This window comes from Komagataeibacter sp. SM21 (genome assembly GCF_041402665.1).
Classification (GTDB): domain Bacteria; phylum Pseudomonadota; class Alphaproteobacteria; order Acetobacterales; family Acetobacteraceae; genus Komagataeibacter; species Komagataeibacter saccharivorans.
In genome coordinates this window covers 1-13,044 of the sequence record NZ_JBGLOV010000033.1, presented here as the reverse complement: position 1 = coordinate 13,044, position 13,044 = coordinate 1, and the positions used below count along the sequence as shown (strand labels likewise).

Genomic DNA, 13,044 nt, shown 5'->3' with positions numbered 1-13,044 from the left:
AGCCTCTCTGCGGTACTACCTGCGACACTCGCAGGTAGTACCGCGTCCCTATCTCTTAAATCGTTCATGCTTCATAGCTGAACCAGGCCAGAAGTATTCAGCAAGGCGTCAGTCGCCGGGAGCTTACTATTCGATTTCAGAGATCCGTGGCTTCCGACAGTGCCAGAGCGTCCTCTACATCCACCCCAAGGTATCGAACCGTACTATCCAGTTTTGAATGACCCAGCAGGATCTGCACGGCTCGAATATTACCGGTTCGTTTGTAAATCATGGCAACCTTAGTCCGGCGGAGCGAATGAGTTCCATATTCCCCGGCGATCAGTCCCACCGCCTGAACCCATTGATCCAAAAGCCGGGCGTATTGCCTTGTGCTCAGGTGAGCTTTGGCGCTTAGGCGACTTGGAAAAACATACTCATTCGGGCCACCACCGCGATGCTCCAACCACGTCCGCACACTTACGCGCGTTGTTTCTGTAATTTCGAATTGCACAGGTCGCCGGGTTTTCTGCTGGACGACCATGGCTCGGTGGCGCACCTGACCACTGGTAACGATGTCGCCGATACGAAGGCTGACAAGATCGCAGCCTCTGAGTTTGCTATCGAGAGCAAGATCAAATAAAGCTCTGTCTCTGATACGCTGTTCGCTCCCCAGCCAGAACCGAATAGCCCAGACGTGCTTTTCTTTAAGCGCCCGCTTGGCGCCAACCATTTTTCCTGCATTCCAAGGCACGGACGCCTTCAGCGTAGGCGATGGAAAACGCGTTTTCTTTTCCATGATACTTTCTCCTGATCAGCTGCTCATGCAGCAATCAGAAGTCTGGAGGAGGACATCGGCGGATAACGAGAATTATTGCCGACCGTCCGCTTTACGGAAACTTGAACGGCTCCGCTTATGACCGACATGAGGCGGTGCCAGACCGTTCGCTATTGGGCTGATCTAGCCATAAGCGGACGTATCACTTATTAAACGTAAGATCGGAAGAGGCACCTTTGCGACCCTCAGGGCCGCCCAATTGAGGACGATGTCTGGCAGAGTCAACTGGCATATTAGGTCAGTGAAGGAGGCGTTGACGGATACGCTAGCTGCTCTCCCGCCACGAGCGCCATCCGCACCAATTCGGATAGAGTACGAGCGTCCATTTTCGTCATGAGATTGGCTCGATAAATCTCTATGGTTCGCGGGCTTATTTCAAGCTCGCGCGCAATAGCTTTGTTCGATTGGCCATCAACAAGACCGCGGAGAACCTGTCGTTCCCTATTCGTCAGAACGGCGATCCGCTGACGAACGACATGCGCCGGCGTCCGGCCGGCACTGATCTCGTCGCCACTTTGCAGAGCAGAAGCCACCGCCTCGAGGATGGAATGATCGTCGAACGGTTTTTCGATGAAGTCACGAGCGCCAGCCTTCATCGCCTGCACAGCCAGAGGGACATCGGCATGTCCCGTGATCACGATGACCGGCAAGACTGGCCTGATGTCCTGAAGATGGCTGACGAGATCAAGGCCGTCCATACCGGGCATCCGGATATCGGTGACGACGCAACCATGCGCGATCTGATCGAGAATACTGAGGAATTCATCCGCCGATGAATAGGTCCGTGCGGTATACCCCGATGCAAGCAGCAGAAAGGCAAGGGACTCACGCACGGCCTCGTCATCGTCGATCACATGAACGATACAATCAGGTTTCATTCGCCAAACCCCTCTATCCGGGCGCAGGGGAGCGTAAAAAGAAAACACGTCCCACCTTCGGGTTCAGGCTGCGCCCAGATGCGCCCTCCATGAGCCTCGACGATGGTGCGGCAAATCGACAGGCCTACCCCCATGCCATGATCCTTCGTTGTCGAGAAAGGCTCAAACAGCTTACCTGCGATCTCCGGACTTACTCCAGCCCCGGAATCCGTCACGCTAATTCGCGCCATGCCCTCGAAGGCGTCAATTGCGACGACAAGGCGTCGCTCGTCGCAATCCTCCATAGCTTCCACGGCATTACGGATTAAGTTGAGCAGCACCTGCTGAATCTGGATCTTGTCCGCGATGACCTGATCGACATTGGAATCCAGCCGAAAGGACACATTGATCCCGCGCTCCGCAATGCCGACCAGCGCCAGCACCGCCATCTCCTCTACAAGCGCTGTCAGGCTCTGCAGCCCCAGATCCCCTTCTCCTCGCGAGACGAACTCCCGCAAGGATCGTATGATCTGGCCTGCCCTCAGAGCTTGTGCCACCGCTTTGTCCATGGCCTCCTGCACGCGCTCGTTCTGCCCGCTTCCCGTTTGCAGAAGACGACGGCTGCCATTGAGAAAATTTGTAATTGCCGTCAGTGGCTGGTTGAGTTCATGCGCCAGTGTGGCCGCCATCTCACCCATTGCCGACAGGCGGGAGATATGCGTGACTTCGGCCTGCAACTGTCGCATGCGGCGATCCGCCTCCTCACGCTCCGTAAGGTCACGAAGGAAAACAATCACAAATGGCCGCCCTCCCGAACTCAGGCGACCTATGGACAGATCGACGGGGATCGTCGTCTCGTCCCCCCGACGGGCAGTTGACGCAAACCCCTGTCTGTCGAGAACCGGAGGCGCACCAAGCTCCGGGACGATGGCCGCGATATTCACTCCAATCGCCTCCATCGCATTCCATCTCAGAAGAGTCTCGGCCGCATGACTGAATGACCGCACAATGCCCTGCTCATCCAGAATGATTATGGCATCGGGAACTGCATCGAGGATGGAACGTAGATGGGTTTCGCGTTCGAGGATGCGTTGCGCCATCGCAGCCGTCCGCCTGCGAGCGCGCAGCAGCCATTCGCCCCCACAGGTGATCAGAACGCAGAGTGTCGCAAACAGAAGCGTTTCAACCCAATTTTCGATTGACGGGGCGCCATCATACGCCAAAAGCAGGGAACCCAGCGCCGAGGCAAGGATCGCCGCAACGAGACCGGGCAAGAGGCCGCCAGTCACAGCGCCAACAAGCACCCCGGGAAGAAGAAGGAGAAACAATGTTCTGGTGCTGCCAAGAAGCGGGGAGATCAGACAGCGTGAAAGCGCCCCCAGTATCACGAGCCCCAACGCAGCCAGAGAAGCGGTTACGAGGTGCCTGTGGCGTGCCCGCACCATGATCTCTTGATTTGACAGATCCCAGAAGTCCCTCAATGACGCTCTCACTTTGGCGGTGAACGATCGACCAGACAAAAGCAACTCCGTAATTGTACGTAGTATCCTTGATTCAGAAAAAGCTGCAACTTTAAGCTCTCAACAGCTTCACTCATTGTGGTGGTTGCAAAAGATGGAGGGCTTCGATCTTGATCGAAACAATTTATGGTTTTCCATAGAATAGTATAGAGGTCACCATAATATCATATTTAATTTAATATCTATCATGCGGCAGCGTTATTTTTAATTTCCTGCAATAATATTCAATTATATTAATACTATAGTTGTAATTTATAATTTCATTAATGCAATTATAGCACACATGTCACCCACAACATTCCAACAAACCCTCTCCACTCTTGAATATATAAATAAATATTTCCAAAAATATTTATTTATATATTCAAGTCCACTCAGCTATCGGGACAACCACATAATAAAACTTATGCGTGCAGGAGCAAGCAGATGACACCCTTTCATACGGAATTCACAATAAACCGACGAGGCCTGCTGCTTGGCATGAGTGTGCTTGCCACCGCCGCCAGCGTTGTACAATCTCGGACCCTTGCTGCAGCAACCGGGCAAATGCATGAGCCTGACAGCGTATTACAGTTCATGCTTCTCTCGAAACTTCTTGTTCCACACGAACTCGACCCCTTTGTCGGTCACAAAATCTACAACGCGCTCAGCGAGACCGAAGAGGGTTTTGACAATACAGTCACTGCACTTCAGGGTTTCATTAAGAAAAATGCTGTTGTCGATGTTGAACATCTCATGCCGGCACTGACTGATGTGGCACTGAAAAACTCAGCCTTGAAAATAATATCAGCCTGGTATTCAGGCGTAGTGCACGGCAAATCGGGCGATCGCGTTGTCGCCTTTGAAGAGGCGCTCATGTTCAAAGTCACCAACGATGTCATGACGATCCCCTCCTACGCGAAGTCAGCACCCAATGCATGGAATGCAACTGCCGTTTCCCTCCTGAACATGCCTGCGTTCTGAACTTCTCTGGAGAATTGTTCATGCCCTCCACTCTCAACAGCGATGTCGTCATCGTCGGTACTGGCGTAGTCGGCTGCCTGATCGCAGAACAGGCCCTTGATGCCGGGCTCTCCGTGCTCATGCTCGAGGCAGGCCCCCGTGTCGGTCGCGATACAATCGTTGAAAATTACCGTAACCTACCCCCCACACTGCGCAACCACTGGAATGCCCCGTATCCCCCCAAGCCATGGGCTCCGCACCTTGAAACACGCACCCCGACTGAGGCCGCATCGTATCTTGACCTGACAGGGCCGAATGCCAAAGCATACGAGCAGGGTTACGTGCGTTACGCCGGCGGCGCCACCTGGCACTGGGCCGGTATCTGCTGGCGCATGACGCCCGATGACCTGCGGCTTAAAAGCCTCTATGGCGTAGGGCGTGACTGGGCCTTTAGCTATGATGTGCTCGAACCCTACTATGCGCGGGCAGAGTATGCGATGGGTGTCTGCGGCCCCGGTGACCCAGCACTGCAATGGCCGCCGCGTACTGCGCGCTCTCGCCCCTACCCGATGGGACCCATTCCCTTTGGTCCGGGCGAGCAGCGGTTGACCGATGTTGCAGCAACCATTGGCATGCAGAACCTCCCCGCCCCGCAAGCGCGCAACAGCGGCGTTTCGTTTGATGGCCGCCCCCCGTGCTGCGGAAACAATAACTGCTTTCCAATCTGCCCGATCGCCGCAAAATACGATGCGGCAACTGCCTTGCCCCGCATCGAGGCAAAAGGAGGCAGGATCATCACGAATGCTGTCGCCTATCGCATTGAAACAAATGCCCAGAAGAAGGTCGAGGCCGTTCACTACTACGACCCGAACAGAACCTCACATTCCGTTTCAGGCAAGATCTTTGTGCTGGCATGCAATGGCATAGAAACGCCCAAGCTCCTTCTTTTATCCGCTGATGACAAAAACCCCCGTGGTGTCGCCAATAGTTCAGATCAGGTCGGCCGCAACATGATGGATCAGCCAAAGTTGATTGCGGACATTGAAATGTCGGAACCGCTCTGGACCGGCGTAGGCCCCGTTCAGAGCAGCAGTATCATGAACACAAGCCAGGGTGATTTCCGGCGTGAGTATGCCGGTGCCATGTTCCGAATGGAAAACATGGCGCGAAGCACACTCGGGGGCTTGGCCGCTCTTGAAAAAGGTCTTTACGGAAAAGCCCTTGATCAGGAAATTCGTCGCCTTTCAGCCTGCACAGCCCGCCTGACCGTTGAGCACGAACCGCTTCCGCTCCCCTTCAACCGCCTGACCCTATCAGACAAAAAGGATTGGCTCGGCCTCAACCGCCCTAGCATCTATTACGATGTAGGCGACTATGTAAGGAGAAGTGCTGAAAACTATACCGTTCCCCTTCTTAAAAAACTGGCCACTGCACTCGGCGCGACAAATATCAATATTTCACCTGAATTCTTGCACAGCGATCATATCATGGGAGGCACGATCATGGGCAACGATCCAAGCGATTCAGTTGTGGATGCAGATTGCCGGGCCCATGACCATGACAATCTTTTCCTGCCTGGTGGTGGCGCAATGACGACCGGTGGCAGCGGGAACAGCACAATCACTATGGCCGCATTGGCGCTTAAAGCTGCGGATGCAATCGTCAGGCAACTGAACCATGCTTAGAACCATACAGGCCTTCAGGCTCTCATTCCTTGCTGCTTTGGCGGGGCCGATACTCCTGTGCAGCGCCGCGTCAGCCGAAGATGGCAGTAATACAGATCCGGGTGCCTACATAGCGGTCACATCAGACTGCGTCGCCTGCCATACCGCGCCGGGCGGCAAGCCGTTTGCCGGTGGTCTGGCCATGAAAACGCCGCTGGGCACGATGTACTCAACCAACATCACGCCATCCAAAACATATGGTATCGGCGAGTATAGCGAAGCGGATTTCTCTCGTGCTGTCCGCAAAGGTATCCGCAAGGATGGGAGCAATCTCTACCCTGCAATGCCTTATACAGCATATTCTTATATGACAGATCAGGACATACACGACCTGTACCTGTATTTCATGAAATCCATTCAGCCGGTCGAAAACGCTCCGCCAAAAACGGCCCTGCCTTTTCCAATGAACATCCGCAGCTCAATGATGTTCTGGAATATCCTATTTCGTAACAACACGGTTTTCCATCCTGACCCGCAACACTCGGCAGAATGGAACAGAGGGGCTTATCTCGCACTGGGGCCAGCGCATTGCGGAACCTGCCACACGCCTCGTGGCTTTCTTATGCAGGAAGAGACCTCCAAAGCCCTTGGGGGCGCGAGCCTTGGTTCGTGGTATGCTCCCAATATCACCTCGGACAAAATCAGTGGCATAGGAAACTGGTCGCAGGATGAAATCAAGACCTACCTGAAATCAGGCCATATAGACGGTCTGGCACAGGCCGCAGGTGGTATGGGAGAAGCCGTCGAACACAGTTTCCAGCACCTGACAGAGGCAGACCTGAACGCCCTGGCGGCATACCTTGTATCAACACAGCCAGTGCGTGACCCTGCTGATGGAAATCTTTCGCGCTTTGCTCTTGGAAAGCTGGTTTCCAGTGCAGACCGTGTCAGAGGCGATCAACCCATCCGGTCGGAAGACAATCCCGATATTTCTGGTGCTGAACTGTTCATGGGAAATTGTGCATCCTGCCATAACTACAAGGCACAGGGCAGTCGCGACGGATATTATCCGTTTTTATGGCACAACTCCGTTACAGGCGCCTCCAACCCGGACAATCTGATTGCGACCATTCTTTTTGGTGTTGACCGTTATGTTGCAGGCACCCAAGCATTCATGCCCGGCTTTGGCGGAAAGAAAACAGATGCTGTACAGCTCGATGATGAGAAAATAGCCAAACTTACAAAATATGTTTTTGATACATATGGCAGGCCTCAGGTTTCTGTATCACCAGCACAAGTCGCCACGATCCGTCAGGGTGGCCCAAAATCGCCACTACTCGTTTTAAGCCGTATCGGCATGGCCGGGGGAGCCATTCTCATCGCACTTGGGTGTTTCTGGCTTTTGCGGACATTCCGTAAATAAAAGACGAAAAGGGGAGTAACTTTCATGGCCTTAGAAAAACATATTTCCTTGTATGTAAAATCAGTGATTTCTGTATGTGCAGTCAGTGTATTAACCGCCGAAGTGCCCGCATGTGCACAGGATACAAAAGAAACCACGTCAATATCCGCAGAAACAGCCAATCTGAAAAAAAATATCGTTGGCGTGTGGGGGCTTGTTTCTTACAAAGTGGAAGACAAAGAAACAGGTAAAATGATTGATGCCATGGGATCATCGCCCCGTGGGCGTGTCATTTTCACGCCTGATGGGTGGGTTGCCTTCAATCTTGAAGGCAGTGATCGACAGCCTGCAAAAACAGATGCAGACCGCGCTCATTTGATGAAAACACTCGTTGCATATATCGGTCGTTACAGAGTTGAAGGCAACCAATGGGTGACCAATGTGCAGACAGCGTGGGCGCCGGAGTGGGTTGGAACAGAGCAAAGACGCACCATAGAAATTAATGACGATTACGCCAATGTCATTACACCATGGCGTAAAATGCCTAACTGGGACTCTGGCAAGCTGTCACGCAGCATCATTCGATTTAAACGGATTGAATGATCTGTATCATTCCTGATCTCTAAATTTCAGAATTATGAAAATAAAACCACTCTAGGAGAGATAGATGTTTAGCAGACAGGCAAAGATTACTGGCACAGGAAAATCGAGAAAAATCGAGACGACAGCCAGAGGCTATAATGTTTTGCGTGACCCCGCGCTCAATAAAGGCACAGCCTTTACCCACGAGGAGCGGGATTCTCTCGAACTGAACGGGCTGCTACCACCGGTCATAACAACTGAGCTGGAACCCCAGTTAATCCGTGCTCTTTCTGCTTATCGCAAAGCACCAAGCGATCTCGATAAGCACATTTACATGTGGAGGCTTCATGATAACAACGTGACGCTGTTTTACGCCTTGCTCCAGCGTCATCTCATGGAAATGCTGCCCGTTGTGTACGATCCTGTCGTTGGGCAGGCCATAGAGCAGTATAGTGAAGTCATAACCCGCCCGCGCGGTGTTTTTCTCAGCATTAACGAGCCTGAGAAAATTGAGGAAAAACTCGCGGCGTTTGGCGCCAGCGCCGACGACATTGACCTTCTAGTTGCCAGTGATGCGGAAGAAATTCTTGGCATTGGTGACTGGGGGGCCAACGGAATTGATATCTCCATCGGTAAACTGGCCGTCTATACAGCCGCAGCAGGCGTTGACCCGCACCGCGTGATTCCGGTTGTTCTGGATGTTGGAACAAATAATGAAAAACTTCTCAACGATCCACTCTATATCGGATATCGGCATAGCCGCGTTGTCGGCAAGGTTTATGACGATTTTATCGATGCCTATGTAACAGCCGCCAAAAAACTCTTCCCCAAAGCCATGCTGCACTGGGAAGACTTCGGCTCAACAAATGCCCGCCGTATTTTAAGCCGTTTCCGTGACAAGGTTCCCACCTTTAACGACGATATGCAGGGAACCGGCGCCATTGTGCTGGCGGCATTGCTCAATGCAGTCCAGCGCAGCAATACCCTCTGGTCCGATCAGCGTGTGGTCATTCTGGGCGCCGGGACGGCCGGCGTGGGCATTGCCGATCAAATTCGTCACCAGATGGTACGGCATGGCCTGTCACAGGACGAAGCAACCCGTCGCATCTGGTTGGTGGATCTGCCCGGCCTGCTGACCGATGACATGACGCATGGACTTCTTGATTTTCAAGTAAGCTATGCCAGACCCGCTTCTGAAGTTGAGTCATGGGCTCTTACCTCAGCCGATACTCTGGCCGCCACCGAAACCAGATGGCCAGCAATGGCTACCCTCCGGCGTGAAAAAGCACAGAATGGCGGCATTATCGAACTGGCTGAAGTCGTCAAAAATGTGCATCCGACCATTCTGATCGGCACCTCAACGACCCCCCACCTCTTTACCGAAGAACTGGTGAAGGATATGGCCGCGCATGCCGAGCGACCGATTATTCTTCCGCTATCCAACCCGACCAACCTTCACGAAGCTACACCCACCCAGCTTATTGAATGGACGGAAGGGCGAGTGCTCGTCGCAACGGGTGCCCCGTTTGATAACGTTGTCTATCAGGGCGTTTCCTACACAATAGGGCAGGCGAACAATGCCGCCTTGTATCCGGGCCTTGGCTTTGGGACAATCGTATCGCGCGCACGTCAGGTTTCTGACGAAATGATCTTTTCTGCAGCACAAGCAGTCGCCAGCCAAGCAACAGATACCGCTCCCGGTTCGGCCCTTCTACCGTCCAACGCAGACCTTCGTGCAACATCAAGCGTTGTCGCCATCGAGGTTGCCCGCAAGGCGCAGGAGCAGGGTCTGGCGCAGTCTGAAATCACGGATATAGTTGAAGCCGTGAATGTACATCAGTGGTGGCCTGTTTATGGAATTGTGACCGCGGTTTAGTTAGGTGTTTAGGTTCTGTTGACAAAAGACCTTTTCAGGCTGTTGGAGATGTGATTCAAGACTGGGCTTTGCGGAGACCAGTGAATGCGTGGCGACCTGACGGACGAGGAATGGGCGATTATTGGCAGTCTGTTACCGGCTGAGCGTGGCCGTTGGTCCCGACCAGCACAGGATAATCGTCTGTTTCTTAACGGCATGCTTTATGTTTTGCGTGTCGGTTGTCCGTGGCGGGACATGCACGAACGCTATGGAAAATGGAACTCAGTCTATGTGAGGTTCCGACGATGGGCAGAGCAAGGCGTCTGGGACGCTCTGCTGGAAACGCTGGTTGAGCTCGGTCTGACCGATGACTGGCAGCACATGATCGACAGCACGGTCGTCCGGGGTCACAGCCAGGCGGCTGGCGCAAAAGGGGGACTCATAAGGAAGGCTTTGGTCGAAGCCGCGGCGGCTTTACGAGCAAGATCCACGCCCGTGCTGACGGTCAGGGACGCCCTCTTGGCTTCGACCTGACTGGTGGTGAAGTTTCTGATTATTCCAGCGCTGACGCCCTGATGGATCTGCCGGTCGCTACACCGCACCAACTTCTGGCCGACAAGGGGTATGATAGTGACAGGATACGGGAGAACCTACTTTTTCGAGGTATTCTTCCTGTTATCCCGCCGCGTTCAAATCGCACAGAGGATATTCCCTGCGATTTCCGTTGTTACAGGGATCGCAACCGTATCGAGCGGATGTTTAACAAGCTGAAGCAGTTCCGACGCATCGCCACACGATATGACAAGACAAGAAAATCTTTCCTCGCCTTTCTCAACCTCGCAGCCATCAAGTTGTGGCTACCATCTTTTGTCAACAGAACCTAGTCCCGGGATTTGATGGGTTGGGTTGATGATGAATCGATCTGATTCTGAAGTGTTGATTTTCACTGAGAACTGACCCGGGTTTTTCATCAGGAATTGACCCAGCCAGCTGCTATTTCAGGCATAGTCGGGTGGGCGGTCAAGAAGGGGATCTGTCCTTTCTGTTTTTTGACGCGGCGGTGCTGGCGCGGAACCTGTAGCTGTCATTTCCTGTCTCGAGGATATGACAGTGATGGGTCAGCCGATCGAGGAGCGCCGTTGTCATCTTCGGGTCACCAAAGACGTCTCCCCATTCACTGAAGCTCAGATTGGTTGTGATGATGACACTGGTGCGCTCGTAGAGGCGGCTGAGCAGATGGAACAGCAGGGCGCCGCCAGACGCGCTGAAGGGGAGATAACCGAGTTCATCAAGGATCACGAGATCCAGACGGAGCAGCCTGTCGGCAATCTGCCCGGCCCGGTTGGCGGTTTTTTCCTGTTCGAGCGCATTGACCAGGTCGACCGTTGACCAGAAGCGCGCCTTCTTCCTGTGATGGGTGATCGCCTGGATGGCCAGGGCGGTCGCCAGGTGATCTTGTACCGAGAGCGCAAGCGGTTTTTGCTGTTTCAGGGCGTGATTTCGGCTCGGTTTGCGCGTCGGCCGGCGCGGACGCTGTCTGGCACACGGTAGCGTTCGAGAATGATCGCTTTCGCCTGGGCGACGGTAAGCGGAGAACCGTCGATATCGCGGAGCACGTAGGGCCGTCCCTGCTTGAGGACACTGTAGATGCGGTTTGCCAGACGATTGGCGATGGCGCAGAGCGCCTGTTTGTGATGGTGTCCTTTTACCACCATCATTTTCCGGTAGATTTCGGCGAGTTCCGGGTCGATTTTCCTCGCGGTGTCGGCAGCAAGGATAAGTGCGCGCTTGATGCGGTCGTTGCCGCTTTTTGTGATAGTCTGGCCGGGACGCTCGGAACCGCCGCTGTCAGCCCGTCTCGGAAAGAGGCCGCAGAAACCGCGCATGTGACGCTCGGACTGGAAGCGTCCGACGTCGTGCAGGATACCCAGAAGGGTCGGGCCAAGATGGCGTCCGATGCCGGGAATACTGGCCAGAAGAGCCTTCGGGTCCAGTTCCGCATACAGATCCGCGATCCGCTGCTCGAGCGTGACGATCGCCCGGAGCTTTGCCAGGATGATGTCGACCTCGGTTGCAATCTCGATCTGCAATTCGCCGAAATCGACGTGTCTGCCATGAAGACCTTGTGCGTGTCGCGCGGCCTCACGCAGACCCTCGACCAGCCTGTCGACGAATGGCCCGCTATGCGGATGATTGCCGCTGGCATGGGCCGCAATGTATTTCGTGAGGGTCGTGGGACGCGCCTTCAGCACGGCGGCCGGATCGAACCATCGTTGCAACAGGGCCAGAGACAGCCGCGTCGTCAAATCCGGCAAGGCTCCCTCAAGTTTGGGAGAGGCCCAGCGGATGAGATCGAGCAGCCGCCGTTTGGCGTCGGCGACGTTGTCCTGAAACCGGCTTCGCTGCTTGGTCAGACGCTGCAGGGCGTGGCTACGGGCTTCCGGGATGTGGACAGGGTCGAGCCGCGGTCCTCCAAACGACGGTATGGCGGCGAGAACCTGAGCATCCGCAAGATCTGTCTTGGCGTGTTCGGACAGGTAACGGCGAAGAGCCTTTACGCGCTTTCCCTTGACGCGGGCGACAGCGATACCGACGTCCGCGAGATGATGGGCGACCGGAAACCAACTCATGCCCGTCGGTTCCATAACGGCCTGGGTATGGTCATCCGCCGTCATTCCGGCACGGGCTCTCTGAACGAACGTGATCAGGGAAGGCGTGTCGTGTCGAAATCGTATGGCACGTCCGACGGGGCGTCCATCGTCGTAGATCTGGGCGACATGATCGCCACGGATGGCGAGATCGATGCCGATAGTGCGCAATGTCATCGTCGGTCCTTTCAGGATGGGAACCAACGCCGAGGTCACAGTCAGGTAGGTCATTCGTGGCCATTCGTCTTGGTGAAGATCGGGCGCCACAATCATGTTACTCTTGCCCCGTCGGCGCGGCCGGACCGGGTAGGCTGGTTCACGGTAACGAGACGATCGGCGGATCTCTCAAGGTCTTCGAACCCGAACCGGCCTGGTTCGTGTCGACACCATAGACCCGGTTCCCGGCATGCCGGGAACCGGGTCTGATCCGCAATCACATCGTCGAAGCCAAGGCTCCTTCGTCTTCCCCGTGGCATCAGACCCGGCACCGCTATCGATACCTGGGTTTTCCCGGTTCCCGGGCCACCGATCAGCACGACATTCTCAGCACGCTCGATGAAGTCCCCGCCATGGAGCTGGCGGATCATGGGCTCGTTGACCTGCGTATCGGCAAAGGAGAACCCGGACAGGTCTTTATAGGCGGGGAACCGGGCGGTCTTTGTCTGGTAGGCGATGGAGCGCACTTCGCGTTCGGCCAGTTCCGCCTTCAGGAGTTGTGAGAGGATGGGGATAGCCGCCTCGAAGGCAGGTGCGCCCTGCT

The 13,044-nt window shown here is 54.6% G+C and carries 10 protein-coding genes and 2 pseudogenes; 6 read left to right on the top strand and 6 right to left on the bottom strand.

Annotated elements, in window-relative coordinates:
- Window positions 1-136 precede the first annotated feature (136 nt).
- The 3 genes from ACBR42_RS16110 to ACBR42_RS16100 all read right to left on the bottom strand — a co-directional run bounded on the left by ACBR42_RS16110 (window position 137) and on the right by ACBR42_RS16100 (window position 3,116).
- Window positions 137-775: a tyrosine-type recombinase/integrase gene (locus ACBR42_RS16110; protein ID WP_371208695.1), complete on the bottom strand. Its 639-nt coding sequence runs from the start codon at window positions 773-775 to the stop codon at window positions 137-139.
- 272 nt (window positions 776-1,047) lie between these two features.
- Window positions 1,048-1,692 carry a response regulator FixJ gene (gene fixJ / locus ACBR42_RS16105; RefSeq protein ID WP_102326209.1) on the bottom strand — a complete coding sequence of 215 codons (645 nt, stop codon included), beginning with the start codon at window positions 1,690-1,692 and terminating at the stop codon, window positions 1,048-1,050.
- Window positions 1,689-3,116, bottom strand: coding sequence for a sensor histidine kinase (locus ACBR42_RS16100; protein ID WP_371208694.1), 1,428 nt, complete (start codon window positions 3,114-3,116; stop codon window positions 1,689-1,691). The genes fixJ and ACBR42_RS16100 overlap by 4 nt, the downstream gene beginning before the upstream one ends.
- Window positions 3,117-3,617: 501 nt before the next feature.
- Here ACBR42_RS16100 and ACBR42_RS16095 point away from each other — a divergent pair.
- The 6 genes from ACBR42_RS16095 to ACBR42_RS16070 all read left to right on the top strand — a co-directional run bounded on the left by ACBR42_RS16095 (window position 3,618) and on the right by ACBR42_RS16070 (window position 10,520).
- Window positions 3,618-4,154, top strand: coding sequence for a sorbitol dehydrogenase family protein (locus tag ACBR42_RS16095; RefSeq protein ID WP_371208693.1), 537 nt, complete (start codon window positions 3,618-3,620; stop codon window positions 4,152-4,154).
- 20 nt (window positions 4,155-4,174) lie between these two features.
- The gene (locus ACBR42_RS16090) at window positions 4,175-5,818 is read left to right on the top strand and encodes a GMC family oxidoreductase (protein WP_371208692.1); all 1,644 of its coding nucleotides are present in this window, start codon (window positions 4,175-4,177) and stop codon (window positions 5,816-5,818) included.
- Window positions 5,811-7,220, top strand: a complete 1,410-nt coding sequence (locus ACBR42_RS16085) for a cytochrome c (protein WP_371208691.1) — start codon at window positions 5,811-5,813, stop codon at window positions 7,218-7,220. The genes ACBR42_RS16090 and ACBR42_RS16085 overlap by 8 nt, the downstream gene beginning before the upstream one ends.
- Before the next feature lie 24 nt (window positions 7,221-7,244).
- A complete protein-coding gene (locus ACBR42_RS16080; RefSeq protein WP_371208690.1) occupies window positions 7,245-7,802 on the top strand; it encodes a lipocalin-like domain-containing protein in 558 nt (185 codons plus the stop codon).
- 64 nt (window positions 7,803-7,866) lie between these two features.
- On the top strand, window positions 7,867-9,657 hold the full coding sequence (locus tag ACBR42_RS16075; RefSeq protein WP_102326220.1) for an NAD-dependent malic enzyme: 1,791 nt from the start codon (window positions 7,867-7,869) through the stop codon (window positions 9,655-9,657).
- Window positions 9,658-9,741: 84 nt separating this feature from the next.
- Window positions 9,742-10,520 (top strand): IS5 family transposase gene (locus tag ACBR42_RS16070; protein ID WP_371208689.1). Its coding sequence is split into 2 segments (ribosomal slippage): window positions 9,742-10,069 and window positions 10,069-10,520, totalling 780 coding nucleotides; the frame shifts between segments, so codons are not numbered across the junction.
- A 136-nt stretch (window positions 10,521-10,656) separates the two neighbouring features.
- On the opposite strand, the pseudogene ACBR42_RS16065 reads toward ACBR42_RS16070, so the two are convergent.
- From ACBR42_RS16065 to ACBR42_RS16055, 3 genes and pseudogenes are all read right to left on the bottom strand, one after another.
- Window positions 10,657-11,088: pseudogene (locus tag ACBR42_RS16065) on the bottom strand (ATP-binding protein); the annotation flags it as partial.
- A 35-nt stretch (window positions 11,089-11,123) separates the two neighbouring features.
- The gene (locus ACBR42_RS16060) at window positions 11,124-12,557 is read right to left on the bottom strand and encodes an IS110 family transposase (protein ID WP_371208688.1); all 1,434 of its coding nucleotides are present in this window, start codon (window positions 12,555-12,557) and stop codon (window positions 11,124-11,126) included.
- A gap of 212 nt (window positions 12,558-12,769) precedes the next feature.
- Window positions 12,770-13,044 (bottom strand): annotated as a pseudogene (locus tag ACBR42_RS16055) (ATP-binding protein); the annotation flags it as partial.

What these genes read in the sequence shown, in the direction of transcription:
- ACBR42_RS16110 (WP_371208695.1), bottom strand. Translation starts at nt 775, where the DNA reads ATGGAAAAGAAAACGCGTTTTCCATCGCCTACGCTGAAGGCGTCCGTG.
- fixJ (WP_102326209.1), bottom strand. Translation starts at nt 1,692, where the DNA reads ATGAAACCTGATTGTATCGTTCATGTGATCGACGATGACGAGGCCGTG.
- ACBR42_RS16100 (WP_371208694.1), bottom strand. Translation starts at nt 3,116, where the DNA reads ATGGTGCGGGCACGCCACAGGCACCTCGTAACCGCTTCTCTGGCTGCG.
- ACBR42_RS16095 (WP_371208693.1), top strand. Translation starts at nt 3,618, where the DNA reads ATGACACCCTTTCATACGGAATTCACAATAAACCGACGAGGCCTGCTG.
- ACBR42_RS16090 (WP_371208692.1), top strand. Translation starts at nt 4,175, where the DNA reads ATGCCCTCCACTCTCAACAGCGATGTCGTCATCGTCGGTACTGGCGTA.
- ACBR42_RS16085 (WP_371208691.1), top strand. Translation starts at nt 5,811, where the DNA reads ATGCTTAGAACCATACAGGCCTTCAGGCTCTCATTCCTTGCTGCTTTG.
- ACBR42_RS16080 (WP_371208690.1), top strand. Translation starts at nt 7,245, where the DNA reads ATGGCCTTAGAAAAACATATTTCCTTGTATGTAAAATCAGTGATTTCT.
- ACBR42_RS16075 (WP_102326220.1), top strand. Translation starts at nt 7,867, where the DNA reads ATGTTTAGCAGACAGGCAAAGATTACTGGCACAGGAAAATCGAGAAAA.
- ACBR42_RS16060 (WP_371208688.1), bottom strand. Translation starts at nt 12,557, where the DNA reads ATGATTGTGGCGCCCGATCTTCACCAAGACGAATGGCCACGAATGACC.